The sequence below is a fragment of the Paenibacillus sp. USHLN196 genome (assembly GCF_037144955.1).
In the GTDB taxonomy this organism is placed as follows: Bacteria; Bacillota; Bacilli; order Paenibacillales; family Paenibacillaceae; genus Paenibacillus; species Paenibacillus xylanexedens_C.
Window position 1 is genome coordinate 280,933 of the sequence record NZ_JBBCYH010000003.1, and the last position, 15,138, is coordinate 296,070.

The following is a 15,138-nucleotide window of genomic DNA, read 5'->3' on the forward strand; positions in this document are numbered from 1 at the left end:
AAGGAGAGAATGAACATTGGATAAACTCAGGAAACCCATGATATTTATGTTATCAGCAACACTTGCGCTGTCTTCGGGACCGTTGATGCTGCCGAGTAAGGCGTATGCCGATCTGAGCAGTATACCCGCCACGTTGTTGCAGGATGATTTTTCCGATGGGAATTTCACGGAATCACCCGCGTGGAACGTAAGCTCAGGCAACTGGGAAGTGTTCGCTGACCCGACAGATGCGTCCAACTTTACGCTTTTCCAGAGCGATACCAATGAAGGCATCATCTCTACTGGAGACTCCATATCGGACATGACCGTGTCCATGCGCTTTTATACAGGAGAAGGTAAATTATTTCCGGGCATTTTGCCGCGGTTTCAGGATAAGAACAACTTTTACTATTTTCAAATGCATGTTCCCAATAATAAACTCGTTTTCTCCAAACGGGTAAACGGATCAGACACAACTTTGAACACGGTGGACTATGCGTTTGCCAAAGATACATGGTACACGCTCAAAGTGGTGTTATCAGGTACCACCATTCGCGGGTATATCGCGGAAAACGGCTCCGATCGGTTGGTATTTGATCTGGTCGATACTACATACGGGTCAGGTACTGTGGGCATTCGGAATAAGTGGCAGTCGGTACATGCAGATGACGTGACCATTGCCGAGCAACCGCCTGGGAACGATATTCAGCTCTCTATTGCTGAGCAGACGGCGTCTTCGGTTTCACTGCAATGGTCTGAAATCGCGGGAGCATCAGCCTATCGCTTGTACCGTTCCTCTACGCCTGAAGGCGGTTATTCCCTGGTAACCAATACCGGAACTTTGGAACACACCGATGAAGGATTAAGCGGGGATACGGTGTATTATTACAAGATCGCTTATGAATACGGAGGCCTAACCGAATCATTATGGACTGCTCCGCTGGAAGTTCGGACGACTGCGTCGGCACTACAGGCTCCTGGCGAATTAAAGGCCGAAGCACTCAACGCCACAAGCGTGAAGCTGTCTTGGCCCGCTGTGGATAAGGCGACTGGTTATCGCGTGGTTCGTGCCGAGGTTGGCAGCGACCAATACGAGCAGGTTTACGAAGGTAAAGGGCTCACATTCACGGATAAGGCACTTGAGCCGGGCAACAGCTATAGCTATCACGTAACGGCCTTGAATGCAGCTGGAGAATCAGCAGTCACTGTTGCAGAAGCCACGACGTACGCCATTGACTCTCCAGCAGAGTTCGCTGCCACAGCTGTGACGGACACATCAATCTCTCTGGGGTGGAATGTCCTGCCTGGATCTGACGTAACGTATACCGTGTCCCGTGCAACCAGTGCTACGGGTACGTATCAGCAGGTCTATAGTGGCAATGAAAACACGTTTAACGATAGCGGTCTGACGATGGGCACAGGATATTTTTACATCATTCAGGCGACTGTGGACGGCGTAACTTCTCCAGCATCCGCACCGTTGGGCGTTGCCACAGTTCGCACAAGCATTACACCAGGGCAACTGTGGCCAGATCTGGACGGGAAGCCGATTGATGCACATGGGGCTGGCTTTTTCTATGATGAACAGACGGAGATGTATTACTGGTATGGTGAATACCACACGGGCGGATGGCCAGCTGTTGGTGTGCGTGTGTATTCATCCAAGGATCTGATGAATTGGACGGATGAAGGCATGGCTTTAACGACTCTTCAATCCATGGATGATTTTGACAATGACCCTTTGATCTCCAAATTGTATGCGGGGCGTGAAGACCGCGTGGATATCTGGGCAGATATCCGCAAAGGACGGATCATTGAACGACCAAAGGTCATCTACAACGACAAAACGAAGAAATACGTGATGTGGGCCCACATGGATGGCGACAAGGACCCCTATAACGATAATGCAAATTACGGTAAGGCGCGGGCCGGCTATGCGATCAGCGACTCTCCAATAGGGCCTTTTGTATATCAGAAGAGTTACCGGATGGACAGAGCTCCCGAAGGGGAGAAAGATTACTTCCCAAGCGATAAGGGCATGGCACGTGACATGACGTTGTTTAAGGACGATGACGGTACCGGTTATCTGATCTACTCCAGTGAGGAAAACCTGACGCTGTATATCTCCAAACTGAATGAAGACTATAGTGACGTAACAGGGTGGCATAAGGAAGGACGAACGGATGACAAAGGCAATCCGGTACGAGATTCCATCTATCAGGCGGAATACGGTGTAGATTACGTGCGTGTGTTCCCGGGAGGGCAACGTGAAGCACCGGCGATGTTCAAGTATCAGGGGAAATATTATATTTTGACTTCCGGAGCTTCCGGTTGGGCCCCTAACGAAAACAAAGTGACGGTGGCGGACAACATCTTTGGTCCGTGGTCAACGCAGACCAATCCGTTCGTGCGTACGTTGCCGAGTGATCCCGATCCAGGCAAGGCATTTGGCACGCAGACCACATCCGTCATTCCGGTCGATCCGGAAAAAGGCAAGTTCATTTACGTGGGCGATACCTGGAATGGTGGCAATTTCTCGAATGACGCTGCCAAATACGTATTCTTGCCAATTGAGTTTGGAATAGGCTCCGACATCGCGATCAAGTGGTATAACAGCTGGACACCTGATCTGCTGAATTCGATGGGCAAGGTAGATATTGCTGATCCCTTGCCAGAAGCCGTGGCGCTAGGCAAAGTACCATCCCTTCCAACAACATTGAATGTGCGCGAGGGTGGAGCACTGGTGTCAACGCCAGCAGTATGGACAATTGATAACCGGGCCATGACAGCAGAAGATTTTGCTAAACCAGGACGGCTCACGTTACAGGTCACTACACCGGAATATAACAACAAAAAGCAGGCGGTTCGTGTAAATGTCATTCCGGAGAATACACTATATTTCGTGAATAGCGGAGGTTACGAAACGGCTGATTACAGTCTCATGGGTGCTTATATGAAGGGAACGCTTGCGAACCCGGGAACGGCCGATCAGATGTACGCTCCCGCTGAGGGACGTAGTTGGGGTTATGTCAGCGCAGATGCACTGCCATCCGGTTCGAATGGTGGGGATATATTCTCGACCGTACGTTATCTCAACGGTGGCAATGTCAGCAATTTTCCTAAAGGCACGGATTTAACCTATACATTTGATGTACCAAACGGGACATACGATGTGTACGCCGGATTCAACGATCCGTGGACCAATGCATCGCGCAGAGCAAATTTCATCATCAATGGCACCGATACTGGTGCAGTTACTTTTACGCCTGCCAGTGTTAGAGCCCATAAAGGCATCAGCGTGTCGGACAACAAGCTGGAGTTGACCGTGCGCAATACGGCATCGCAGGACCCGATGATTAGCTGGATTATGATCGTTAAACCTGACGCAGCGCCACCTGCAAATGATAGTGCTGGCCTTAATGCTGATGCGTTGGATTCAACGAGCGCAACGCTTCACTGGGATGCTCATCTTGGTGCAGCAAGCTACAAGCTCTACCGCTCAGATCGTGAGCAAGGAGAGTATAAGGTGGTCTATAACGGCAAAGGACGGGAGTACACGGACTGTGAACTGAACCCCGGCACAGTTTACTATTACAAAGTGGAAGCTTTGGATGCCACGGGGCAAGCCGTGAGAGGTGTATCTTCCGCTTATCAGGTGCATACGGCTCAGCAGACCGCTGTCGATGTAGCTACAGGGATTACGGCACTGGAACAGCCTTCCGCAGGTGCAAAAAAACTGAAGTTCCCATCCTTGCCACAAGGTTTCACAGTGAAGATCGCTTCCAGTTCGGTACCGTCGGTCATTCAAACTGATGGAACGATTGTCCCACCATCTAAGGAAACAACAGTAACCCTGGAGTTGGAAATCACTCGAACTTCTGACGACAGTAGAGCCCTGACTGTACCGTTGACAGTGAAAGTGCCGGCATCTGTTCCTTCCCCAGGAGGCACGGACCCTGGTTCGGGCGGTAATCCAGGCGGCAATTCCGGTGGAGTTCCAGGAAATGGTTCTGGTTCATCCAGCAATGGTGGGCAATCAGGAAGTGGTAACCCAAGTGCAGAGAATGCTGTACCACAACCTAAACCGGAGAAAGACCGTTCAGTTCTGGAGTTGCAGGGACAGTCTGATCAGAAGGGAGTAGTGCAGTCCAACGTGGATGTTTCAACGATTAAAGAGGCTTTTAAAGTTGCCCCCTCAATGGATGCAGGTCAGCGCTTGGTCGAACTTCGGCTGAAGCCGGTTTCGGGAGCAACGGCATATGAAGTGTCTCTGCCAGCTTCTGCGTTGATAGATCAGGGAGAGTCACATGTGTTCAATATTGTTACAGAGCTGGGGATGTTGGAGCTTCCGGCGACACTGTTAACAAAGGATATAGTTGGTGATGGGATTGCATCAATCCGATTGGTCAGAACGGAGTTACCACAAACAGTCGCAGATCAGCTTGGCACGCCATATGGAGTCCAGCTTGAACTTCAACTGGATGGTCAACCATGGCCATCGGAAAGCGAGTTGATACTTCGTCTGCCTTTCCAATCATCACAAAATGCTCAGCAGGATCGGATTGTAGCATTTGCCATTGGCGCGAACGGTGTGGCAACTCCATTGCCGCAAAGTTACTACGATCCAAACAGCGGGCAGCTTGTATTTTCCGTAACATCACTCACAGGAAATTATGCTGTTGTGCCTGTGGAGCAGACATTCGCAGATCTTGCAGAAGTGCAGTGGGCCAAGAAAGCAATGGAGGCTTTGGCTGTCAGAGGTGTAATTGATGCAGAGGCAAGCGGTGACTCCACGAAGTTACATCCAAAACAGGAGATGACCCGCGGTCAATACATGCAATGGTTGATGACTGCGCTGGGTTTGAATGCTTCTTCCGGGAATGCGTTCTCTGATGTAAACGAAAAGGCTCCGTACTACGAAGCAGTTACAGCTGCGCGTTCGCTAGGTATCACCAGTGGTACCGGTGACGGGCGCTTCTTGCCAGAGTCCACGATCACTCGTCAAGAGATGATGACGTTGACAGTGAGGGCACTTGCGGCGGCTGGACTGGTTGACTCCGAGACGGCTGCAACAGATAACCTTACTCGTTTCCGCGACGCTTCCGAGATTCGCTCCTATGCCCGGGAGAGTGTGGCATTACTTGTGGATCTGGGCATCGCCCACGGGTACAACGGTGAGGTGAAACCACTTGCCGAAGCAACCCGAGCCGAATCGGCTGCGTTACTATATGCGATGATGAGCAAACGGGTATGGAATAAATGATGATACATCAGAATCGTAGCGTGTGAAAAAGAAGGCTTACTTTGACCTAGAACTCAGGTTGGAGTAAGTCTTCTTGATTGTGCGCCCTCCATGGGCGAAAAGTCGGATACTCAACGAACGAGGTTATGTGTAATGTCTGCGAATTGTTAATTGTAATGTTTGCCGATTTGATACGCTTGCTCAAGCAAGCCTTCAATATGTTCTTTGGATTCTGATATGGTTTCATAGAGGAATTCGACTCGGGATTCCTGCATTCTTGCATAACCTGCGATCCCGTTATTCAGATAATTGGAAATCATGTTGTAATAGTCGTATTTATGGAATGAAGCCTCCGTTCCTCCAGCTAGTGCAATCCACAGTGCCTTTTTGGAGTTTGCCTTGTTCAGCAGCCCCATGTTCCATACCTTGTCCAGATAAGCTTTGAGCATGGAGGGAACGTTGTACCACCAGATCGGGAAAACAAATACAATGGCATCAGCCGCAAGCACACGATCCAGCTCTTTGCGAATCACAGGAGCATGCTGTTTATCGGGATTTTGCCAGTCTCGCTCATCTTCTACACGATATAGGGGATCGAATCCGTCATGATATAGATCGAGGATATCGATTTCATGGGAATTCTCCTGCATACCTTCTATAAAACGATTCATCACATCTTCTTGAGAAGTACGCACCTGAGAGTGCTGTAGATACTTTGGGGTTCTTCGGTTACTTTTAATAACGGATATACGTATTTGAGAATTATGGGGGAGTACAAGTGGAACAAGAAATGAAAAAATATGAGAGTGGTGTGCAGGCGATGCTGGAACTGGTCGGTGGAAAATGGAGAATTCTTATTTTGCATCAGCTGATATCAGGTAAAAAACGAACAAGCGAACTTCGCAGAGCCATTCCTGACATTACCCAGAAGGTCTTAACCCAGCAGTTGCGTGAACTCGAAAAGAATGAAATCATCCCTCGGATCATTCATCCCCAGATTCCGCCCAAGGTAGAGTATGAGCTGACAGAGTACGGCTTGACACTTCAGGACATCATTGACCGCATATGTCTGTGGGGAGAAAATCACTTGGACAGAGTATACGGAGATAAAAGCAGAGTGCTGGGAAATGATTTTAGTGACTATATTCCACTTTCAACTTCAACTTGAGCTGGCCGCCAAATTAAAAATAAACCAAAACCGTCCTTGATTTGAAAAGGAGGGTTTTTGTTGTTTTTTATCCTTTATCAGCGAAACTGATAAATGCTATAAAATCATTGAAATTGACCCTCAACACCCGGTGTGTTAGGTTTTAGAGAGAAGAAATTAAATTAATGTGATGATTTTAGTCGGAATTAAAATCGAAGCAATGCGCGAGGTGGCAAACAGTGGAACTTCAAGTGACAAACAGCCCTTTTAATCAAGAACAAGTTGAACTGCTTAATCGTCTTATTCCTACATTGACCGATGGACAACGTACTTGGTTGAGCGGATATATTGCAGCAATTCAGGCAAGCGCGACAATAGCAGCTCCAGCTAACCTGGTACAGGCTGCACCAACTACAGGTATTGCGCCTGTAAGTGCTCCGCCAGTGTCCCGGGAAGTCACCGTACTCTTCGGTTCACAAACCGGCAATTCAAGTGGCCTATCGAAGAAGCTGGCCAAGAAACTTGAAGAGCAAGGCCTTCAGGTCACGCTATCATCGATGGGAGATTTCAAACCGAACGGACTTAAGAAAATTGAAAATCTCCTCATCATCGTCAGTACCCACGGCGAGGGTGAACCACCGGATAATGCGATTCCGCTGCATGAATTCCTGAACAGCAAACGGGCTCCGAAGCTTGAAGGACTTCGTTACTCAGTTTTGGCTCTAGGGGACACCTCTTATGAGTTCTTTTGTCAGACGGGTAAAGACTTCGACAAGCGATTGCAGGAGCTGGGTGGTACAGCCCTTGTACCACGCGTGGACTGTGATGTTGACTTTGATGAAGCAGCGGCGGAATGGATGAATGAAGTACTGGCCTCATTAAGCAGCACATCGGCTGCTGCAGGTACAGTAACCACTGAAGCTGTCACAGCTGCGGTAAGCGGCGGGGATTCCGAATATGATCGCACGAATCCATTCAAGGCAGAGGTGCTGGAAAATCTCAATCTGAATGGCAGAGGATCAGACCGTGAAACACGACACATTGAATTGTCTTTGGAAGGTTCCAACCTGGATTATGAGCCGGGAGACAGCCTTGGTGTATTCCCTGAGAATCACCCGCGCCTCGTGGATGAAGTCATTGCAGCCATGGGATGGAATGCCGACGAGCGTGTGACCGTGAATAAAAATGGGGATCAGGCATCTGTGTACGAAGCGTTGCTGCGTTATTTTGAGATTACAGCCGTAACGAAACCGGTTGTGGAACAACTGGCGAGACTGAATCCTGAAAGTGGCCTGACAGCGTTACTCGCAGATGATTCCGAATTCCGCACGGTCATGAACAGCTGTGATCTGCTGGATCTGGTTCAGGATTATAATGTGAAAGGCATTCCTGCCGGAGAATTCGTAGCTGCTCTTCGCAAAATTCCGGCACGTCTGTACTCCATAGCGAGTAGCTCGAAGTCTTTCCCGGATGAAGTTCATCTTACCGTTCGTACGGTGCGTTATGAAGCGCGTGGCAGAGAGCGTTACGGTGTATGCTCAGTACATCTGGCTGAACGAATCGAAGCCGGCGACACCTTGCCTGTATATATACAGCATAACCCGAATTTCAAACTGCCTGAGAACCCGGACACGCCGATCATTATGGTTGGCCCAGGTACAGGGGTAGCGCCGTTCAGATCTTTCCTTGGTGAGCGTGAAGAAACAGGCGCAGAAGGCAAGACATGGCTGTTCTACGGGGATCAGCATTTCTCCACCGACTTCCTGTACCAGACCGAATGGCAGCGTTGGCTCAAAGATGGTGTGCTCACGAAGATGGATGTAGCCTTCTCCCGTGATACGGAACAGAAAGTATATGTACAACATCGCATGCTTGAACACAGCAAAGAGTTGTACCAATGGCTCCAGGAAGGGGCAAGCGTATATATCTGTGGTGACGAGAAAAAAATGGCACATGATGTGCATGCTGCGCTTACCACGATTCTTGAACAAGAAGGCGGCTTATCGCCTGAACAGGCATCGGAATATCTGACACGGTTGCAACAGGATAAACGTTATCAGCGGGACGTCTATTAATTACCGGCCCAGCCGGATTGCATCATCCCGCAGAGACGAGAGGAGAAAGCAGTATGGCTTATAATAACTTACTTAACCCGCAGCGCACGAATAGTGATGTGGAAGATATAAAGATCAAAAGTGATTACTTGCGCGGAAGTCTGACCGAAACGTTGGCTGATCGCATCACGGGTGCAATTCCAGAGGACGACAACCGTCTGATGAAACACCATGGCAGTTATATGCAGGATGACCGTGACCTGCGTAATGAGCGTCACAAATCCAAGCTGGAGCCTGCATACCAATTCATGTTGCGTGTGCGTGCTTCCGGTGGGATTGTAACCCCGGAGCAGTGGTTGATGATGGACCGTGTGGCACATAAATATGCGAATGAGACGATTCGTCTGACCACACGTCAGTCTTTCCAGCTGCATGGCGTACTCAAGTGGGATCTTAAGAACACGATCCGTGAAGTGAACGATTCGTTGCTAAGCACTCTCGCTGCATGCGGTGATGTGAACCGTAACGTGATGTGTAATCCGAATCCGAATCAATCTGATGTGCATGCTGAAGTGTATGAGTGGGCATGTCAGGTGAGTAATCATCTGGATCCTCGCACGCGGGCTTATCATGAGTTGTGGCTGGACGGAGAGAAAGTAATTGATTCTCAGGATTCTGACGAAGAGGTTGAACCGATCTATGGCAAAGTATATTTGCCACGTAAGTTCAAAATCGGCATTGCTGTACCACCATCCAATGATGTGGACGTCTTTTCACAGGATCTTGGCTTTATTGCTATTGTGGAAAACGGCAAGTTGCAAGGCTTCAACGTTTCTGTTGGCGGTGGTATGGGCATGTCTCATGGTGACTCCAAAACCTATCCTCAAGTTTCTAAAGTTATTGGGTTCTGTACACCAGAGCAAATGATTGATGTTGCGGAGAAAACAGTCATGATTCAGCGCGATCATGGAGATCGTGCCGTTCGTAAACATGCTCGTTTCAAATATACGCTGGATGACCGTGGTGTGGAGTGGTTCATTGAAGAGTTGACTACCCGTTTGGGTTGGAAACTGGATGCAGCACGTCCTTATCATTTTGAGACGAACGGAGATCGATATGGTTGGGTAAAAGGTAATAATGGCAGATGGCATTACACGCTGTTCATTCAGAATGGCCGGGTAAAAGATGTAGATGGCTATCCGCTCATGACGGGTCTACGTGAAATTGCCAAAGTGCATACGGGTGATTTCCGTCTGACGGCGAACCAGAATCTGATCATCGGTAATATCAGCAGCCAGAAGAAGAAAAAGATCGAAGCGCTGATTCAGGAATACAATCTGACCGATGGTGCGCATTACTCAGCGCTGCGCAGAAGTTCGATGGCTTGTGTTGCACTTCCGACATGCGGTCTTGCGATGGCTGAGTCCGAACGTTACTTGCCGTCCCTGATCGATAAACTGGAGCCTGTACTGGACGAAGCTGGGCTGAGAGACGAAGAGATTGTCATTCGGATGACCGGCTGCCCGAATGGATGCGCAAGACCGATGCTGGCGGAGATTTCATTTATCGGTAAAGCGCCGGGTAAATACAATCTGTATCTCGGTGGCAGCTTCACCGGACATCGCTTGAACAAGCTGTACAAAGAAAACATCGGCGAAACCGAAATTCTGGAGACGTTGACACCAATGGTTAATCAATATGCCAAAGAGCGCAATGAAGGAGAGCACTTCGGAGACTTTGTCATTCGTGCGGGTTATGTTCCTGAAGTGCTGGATGGTCGTCAATTTCATGCCTGATTGATCGGGTGTTAAGAATTAATGTTAGGACTTATTTTAGGACAGAAGCATTCCTTAGGGGGTGCTTCTTGTGTTCTATACAGGCTGGAATAGAGGTACCCATAGTTGCTGCAGAGAGATAAATCAGAGGATAAACGGTGGCTACACTTCATACGGAGATGGATAATCGCCGCAGTTATTCCCATTTTTTCGTGGGTATTAACTTGTTGAAGTACGTTCAACAAGCTATAATGACATAGTAGAAAGCAGATTAAATGTTGAAAGTGAGCGGAAACGATATGGGTCGTAAGTGGAATAATATCAAGGAAAAGAAAGCTTCAAAAGATGCAAACACGAGCCGGGTCTACGCCAAATTCGGTGTTGAGATCTATGTAGCTGCCAAGAAGGGCGAACCGGACCCGGAAGCGAACCGTGCACTGAAAGTCGTGCTGGAACGTGCCAAAACGTATAATGTACCCAAAGCCATCATTGACCGTGCGATGGAAAAAGCAAAAGGCAGTGGGGATGAGAATTATGAAGAGCTGCGTTATGAAGGCTTCGGACCGAATGGTGCGATGGTCATCGTTGATGCACTCACCAACAACGTGAATCGTACAGCGCCAGAAGTGCGCTCTGCGTTTAACAAAAATGCGGGCAACATGGGTGTCAGTGGTTCTGTTGCTTACATGTTTGATCCAACAGCTGTTATCGGGGTGGAAGGCAAGAATTCCGAAGAAGTGCTTGAACTTCTGCTTGAAGCAGACGTAGATGTACGTGATATCGTGGACGAAGACGAAGCTGTGATTGTATATGCAGAACCGGATCAATTTCATGCCGTACAGGAAGCATTCAAAGCTGCGGGTGTTACTGAGTTCACAGTAGCCGAGCTGACGATGCTGGCTCAAAACCATATTGAACTTCCAGAGGATGCACAAGCTCAGTTCGAGAAACTGATCGATGCGCTTGAGGACCTTGAAGATGTTCAGCAGGTTTACCATAACGTAGAGTTCGTCTAAGAGAACGATTCTTACCGAATTATAATGTTTAAAAAGAGTGTGCATCCAATCCCCTGATTGGATGCACACTCTTTTTTGTCGTTTACGAGTCGGACTGCAACGTTCCAGGGGACTGATCTGATTTTTCCGATTTACGCCCACCGAACTTGAATAATACAATTCCGCCCACAATGACAAGTACACCGAGCAGTTGATTCCACGAAAACGGAATTTGCTCCAGACCGAGCCAGCCCATGGAATCAAACAATAGAGCAAAGCTCAACTGGGACGTGAGCACAATGGAGATCGCATAAGTGGGGCCGAGCAGCTTCATCCCTTGCACGAGACAGAAGACTACACCAACACCAATAGCTCCACTGAGCCAGTACCAGGGCTGCATATGCTGGAAGCTGAATGTATTTTTACCCTCCACTAACAGAGAGATGAGGAATGAAGCAATGAATCCGGTGAAAAGCACCATTGTTGTGGTGGACCATGAACCGGTGCGTTCATTGACTTTGCTATTAAAAATCGTCTGCAAACTGACAAGAGCACCTGCCAGCAGTGCAAGCGAAATACCTGTGATTAACATGGTTGTCGAACTCCTTATTCATAAATATTGTGACCTGCTATCTCACGTAGACCCGCCCGATCCTTGATCATGATCAATCCCTGATGTCGTTCAATTAATTCGTCTGCACAGAGCTTCTGGATCACCCGATTGAGATGTCGATAGCTGGTGCCGATCAGATTCGCGATGTCGGTCAGATTGAACGCGTCCAATTCTTCATGAACCACATTACCCGCTTCTTCTGTCGAGATGGAGAGCAGGTAGCTGGCTAGACGAACCTCAACGGGATACATCAGGTTGAAATTGGAAAAGTTCGAGTCGATATAGAACTTGTGTGAGATGATCTTGAGCAAAAATTTCAGTAAAGGTGCGTAATCGCTTGCTAGCTCAGCGAGCCATTGATAATGAATACGAAGCATCACAACAGGCGATACGGCCTGAACCGTATTGACAATGTGACTCTCTCGAACGTACTCCACGTCGCCGACGACTTCAAGCGGTGTTTTGAAACATAGAACCAACGTTTTGTCTTGAGCGGAGGTGGTGAAAATTTTGATTTTACCTTCGACCAGAACGTATAGGTATTCGGAAGCTTCGCCTTCACGGCAGATCAGTTCACACTTCTCGAAGTGGCATATCGTCATATGGCGACGCAGGGGCTCGTGAAATACCGTTTCGAGTTGATATTGCTTCAGGTATTGAGTTAATTGCTGCTCATCATGAATCTCTTGCACGCTGTTGTTCACCCCCGACGATATGTTCCAATTATTCTCATAAATTATAGTTTCATAATAATGACACCAGTCACCATTAAGGCAATGCCCAGAAATTGTGGCAGTTTCATCTTCTGTTTCACAACGCCAAACCATCCGTTACTATCGACCAGGAAGGTTAGGAACAGCTGAGCAATCAACAGAGCAGAGATCGTGAATGTAACCCCGATCTGCTGAATGGCCGTTACTTCGCTGAAAATAATGACGGCGCCAAAAGCACCTCCAGCCAGGTACATGGGTTTTACTTGTTTGAGTCCCTGAAGGTTGGTGTCACGAACGAACATCAGGATTAGCGCCGCTAATATGAATCCCGTCAATTGTGTAATCGTAGCAGCCTGCCATGTGCCCATGTCGGTGCTAATCCGAGTATTGGCAACCCCTTGCAGCGTGATACACGCACCGCCCAGTAATGCAATAATAATTCCTCTCATATGTACTCTCCTTATCAAAATCACTTCGACTTCTATTTAATGATAAACTCACCCCGAACGCCAAGGACAAATGTCCTGAGCTCTGAAGTCACAGCATTTAGAGTACAATAAAGAACCCTGAAAATCCAGATGGGGCATGAAGAAAAGGGGCGGTAAAACAGGGGGAAATGGAGAAATAGGGTGACTATAAGTCGTTACATATAAAACCGAGCTCATATATTCATTAATAGAGTGTGCTCGGTTCGTTAACTATTCAAGAAACGAAACGGGAATCTGCCAACTCGACCCCGGAGCGTAGAAAGTATGCAAACCTCCGGGGAACGCTGGGCAACTGAGATTAGAACCAGTCAGCTAGACCCTCTCCGTACAAATCAAATCAAATTATTAGATCACAGTGTAAACAGGTTTCTCGCCTACAAAACGAACAGATAATTCAGTAAAGTGTTCTGCCAATCTGTCTGATAAAAGCTTCATCCCTGAAGCCTCGCTTTCGGCATGCCCCATCATGATAAGTGCTTTGGACTGTCCTTGTTGCATGGCATCACGAATATACTCCGGTGTCTCCCATTCAAACCCTTCTCCAGCGATGATGAGATCCAATTGGTTGTGCTGAATCAAGGGAATCGTCACATGTCCATTACCACGAAAACCTACCAGTACCGCTGCGCGTCTACAGACTATTTCCGCATTGCCTGCAACGCGTACATAATCGATGCCTAGGGAACTTTTCACATGGTGAGCAATAGCTTCAACGGTGCTTCCTTCCGGAAAAGAAAGGACATCTGCTTCCGGTAGTCGTTGCTCTACATAAGAGGACCACCCGAATGCCCGAATCAGTCCTTCAGTAATGCCATCCGGTTGGAAGCGGTGGATGATATCATGACATCGATAGATGGAAATGCCTGCTTCGTCGATCAACTTTCTTTTGTCAGCATAAACCGAATCATATGCAAGCCAATCCGTATGACTGTGATGGTTATAAAATGGAGATTCATGCGCAATGATCAAGTTTGCACCTTGCTGTATGGCTTGTTCAATAACATAATGTGTGGGCATAAAAGCAATGATGATGCCTTTGACCTTACGATCAAGTGAGCCCGTAATGAGCTGATCTACCGTGTTTTCCGGCAATTGAATGTTATCTGTGAGATGAAGTACAACGTCTTGAATAGTAAGATCCATAGAATTCATTCCTCCAATGACAGGATATAAAGTTAGTGTACCATGATGACATTTGAAATCTACTGCCTTCCAGATATAGGGTCGTTTTTATTATTTTCGGTTAATACTTAAACATACAGATTACAGTCGGTTAAGATAATAACGGAGCAATGAATTGGGCTGTACACGGATGTTGGATTCATATAGTTTTCTCAAACAAGAATAAGTATACTTACATAGAGTCTTTGTTTGTATTAAATGGAGCTGACTGCAAGAAAAGCAGTTTCCATTTCAATATACTGAGAATCAGTTGAGGACAAGCGTTCATTTGCAACAATAGAACAGATTGTGAAAGGGGATAACTACGATGACAGCAACAACTATTATGGAACGTCTGAAGAGCGAGACAGCTCATTATCACAGACAAGTAGAACAGAACCCTTATGCAAAAGCTATTATGAATCAAACCGTGACTATAGAAGAATATAGAACCTATTTAGAGAAATTTTATGGATTCCTGAAACCGCTGGAGGATCAGGCTGTTCTGCTGCCTTTCTGGGAGAGTACAGGATTGGATATCGAGATTAGAGGCAAGGCTGTACTGTTGGAAAAAGATTTGCGAAATCTGGGTGTCAGGGAAGAAGAGATCACTCAAGTTCTGCTCTGTGAAGAACTGCCGGATATTTCAACACCTGCCCGTTTGTTCGGATATCTGTATGTAATTGAGGGGTCCACGAACGGTGGACAGATTATGACCAAACGTTTGTCGCAGTTCCTGCCGATTGAGGCGGATCGTGGATTGGAATATTTCAACGCCTACGGCTCAGAGACAAGAACAAGATGGAGCGAGTTTACAGGTTTGCTGCAGCAGTCCATCAGTACTCCAGAAGATCAGGATAACATGGTTCACAGTGCATCAGAGACATTCCGACTGCTGGACCAGTGGATTAATACGGACAAGTAACATCCCTTATATAACATAATGAGAAGGGATTATCTGGCCATGGCCG

General features: G+C 47.6%; 11 protein-coding genes. 6 read left to right on the forward strand and 5 right to left on the reverse strand.

Annotated features, from left to right (window positions below; translation table 11 throughout):
- The first annotated feature begins 16 nt into the window (after positions 1 to 16).
- The gene (locus WFI24_RS08075) at positions 17 to 5,242 is read left to right on the forward strand and encodes an S-layer homology domain-containing protein (RefSeq protein ID WP_336759852.1); all 5,226 of its coding nucleotides are present in this window, start codon (positions 17 to 19) and stop codon (positions 5,240 to 5,242) included.
- A 146-nt stretch (positions 5,243 to 5,388) separates the two neighbouring features.
- Here WFI24_RS08075 and WFI24_RS08080 read toward each other — a convergent pair whose 3' ends face one another.
- Positions 5,389 to 5,916 carry an NAD(P)H oxidoreductase gene (locus WFI24_RS08080; protein ID WP_336759853.1) on the reverse strand — a complete coding sequence of 176 codons (528 nt, stop codon included), beginning with the start codon at positions 5,914 to 5,916 and terminating at the stop codon, positions 5,389 to 5,391.
- 95 nt (positions 5,917 to 6,011) lie between these two features.
- On the opposite strand from WFI24_RS08080, the gene WFI24_RS08085 reads away from it, so the two are divergent.
- From WFI24_RS08085 to WFI24_RS08100, 4 genes are all read left to right on the forward strand, one after another.
- Positions 6,012 to 6,389, forward strand: coding sequence for a winged helix-turn-helix transcriptional regulator (locus tag WFI24_RS08085; RefSeq protein ID WP_442956203.1), 378 nt, complete (start codon positions 6,012 to 6,014; stop codon positions 6,387 to 6,389).
- Positions 6,390 to 6,607: 218 nt separating this feature from the next.
- A complete protein-coding gene (locus tag WFI24_RS08090) occupies positions 6,608 to 8,443 on the forward strand; it encodes an assimilatory sulfite reductase (NADPH) flavoprotein subunit (protein WP_336759855.1) in 1,836 nt (611 codons plus the stop codon).
- A 53-nt stretch (positions 8,444 to 8,496) separates the two neighbouring features.
- A complete protein-coding gene (cysI, locus tag WFI24_RS08095; RefSeq protein ID WP_336759856.1) occupies positions 8,497 to 10,218 on the forward strand; it encodes an assimilatory sulfite reductase (NADPH) hemoprotein subunit in 1,722 nt (573 codons plus the stop codon).
- 278 nt (positions 10,219 to 10,496) lie between these two features.
- Entirely contained in the window at positions 10,497 to 11,213 is a 717-nt protein-coding gene (locus tag WFI24_RS08100) for a YebC/PmpR family DNA-binding transcriptional regulator (RefSeq protein WP_026081105.1), read from the forward strand.
- Between the two features lie 82 nt (positions 11,214 to 11,295).
- Here the strand turns inward: WFI24_RS08100 and WFI24_RS08105 are convergent, their stop codons facing one another.
- From WFI24_RS08105 to WFI24_RS08120, 4 genes are all read right to left on the reverse strand, one after another.
- Entirely contained in the window at positions 11,296 to 11,784 is a 489-nt protein-coding gene (locus tag WFI24_RS08105; protein WP_336759857.1) for a DMT family transporter, read from the reverse strand.
- Between the two features lie 14 nt (positions 11,785 to 11,798).
- Positions 11,799 to 12,497 carry a Crp/Fnr family transcriptional regulator gene (locus WFI24_RS08110; protein WP_336759858.1) on the reverse strand — a complete coding sequence of 233 codons (699 nt, stop codon included), beginning with the start codon at positions 12,495 to 12,497 and terminating at the stop codon, positions 11,799 to 11,801.
- 44 nt (positions 12,498 to 12,541) lie between these two features.
- On the reverse strand, positions 12,542 to 12,967 hold the full coding sequence (locus WFI24_RS08115) for a DMT family transporter (RefSeq protein ID WP_336759859.1): 426 nt from the start codon (positions 12,965 to 12,967) through the stop codon (positions 12,542 to 12,544).
- Between the two features lie 384 nt (positions 12,968 to 13,351).
- On the reverse strand, positions 13,352 to 14,149 hold the full coding sequence (locus tag WFI24_RS08120; RefSeq protein WP_336759860.1) for a Nif3-like dinuclear metal center hexameric protein: 798 nt from the start codon (positions 14,147 to 14,149) through the stop codon (positions 13,352 to 13,354).
- A 346-nt stretch (positions 14,150 to 14,495) separates the two neighbouring features.
- Between WFI24_RS08120 and WFI24_RS08125 the strand changes: the two genes are divergently transcribed.
- On the forward strand, positions 14,496 to 15,092 hold the full coding sequence (locus tag WFI24_RS08125) for a biliverdin-producing heme oxygenase (RefSeq protein ID WP_336759861.1): 597 nt from the start codon (positions 14,496 to 14,498) through the stop codon (positions 15,090 to 15,092).
- The last annotated feature ends 46 nt before the right edge of the window (positions 15,093 to 15,138 follow it).

What these genes read in the sequence shown, in the direction of transcription:
- WFI24_RS08085 (WP_442956203.1), top strand. Translation starts at nt 6,012, where the DNA reads ATGAAAAAATATGAGAGTGGTGTGCAGGCGATGCTGGAACTGGTCGGT.
- cysI (WP_336759856.1), top strand. Translation starts at nt 8,497, where the DNA reads ATGGCTTATAATAACTTACTTAACCCGCAGCGCACGAATAGTGATGTG.
- WFI24_RS08100 (WP_026081105.1), top strand. Translation starts at nt 10,497, where the DNA reads ATGGGTCGTAAGTGGAATAATATCAAGGAAAAGAAAGCTTCAAAAGAT.
- WFI24_RS08105 (WP_336759857.1), bottom strand. Translation starts at nt 11,784, where the DNA reads ATGTTAATCACAGGTATTTCGCTTGCACTGCTGGCAGGTGCTCTTGTC.
- WFI24_RS08115 (WP_336759859.1), bottom strand. Translation starts at nt 12,967, where the DNA reads ATGAGAGGAATTATTATTGCATTACTGGGCGGTGCGTGTATCACGCTG.
- WFI24_RS08120 (WP_336759860.1), bottom strand. Translation starts at nt 14,149, where the DNA reads ATGGATCTTACTATTCAAGACGTTGTACTTCATCTCACAGATAACATT.
- WFI24_RS08125 (WP_336759861.1), top strand. Translation starts at nt 14,496, where the DNA reads ATGACAGCAACAACTATTATGGAACGTCTGAAGAGCGAGACAGCTCAT.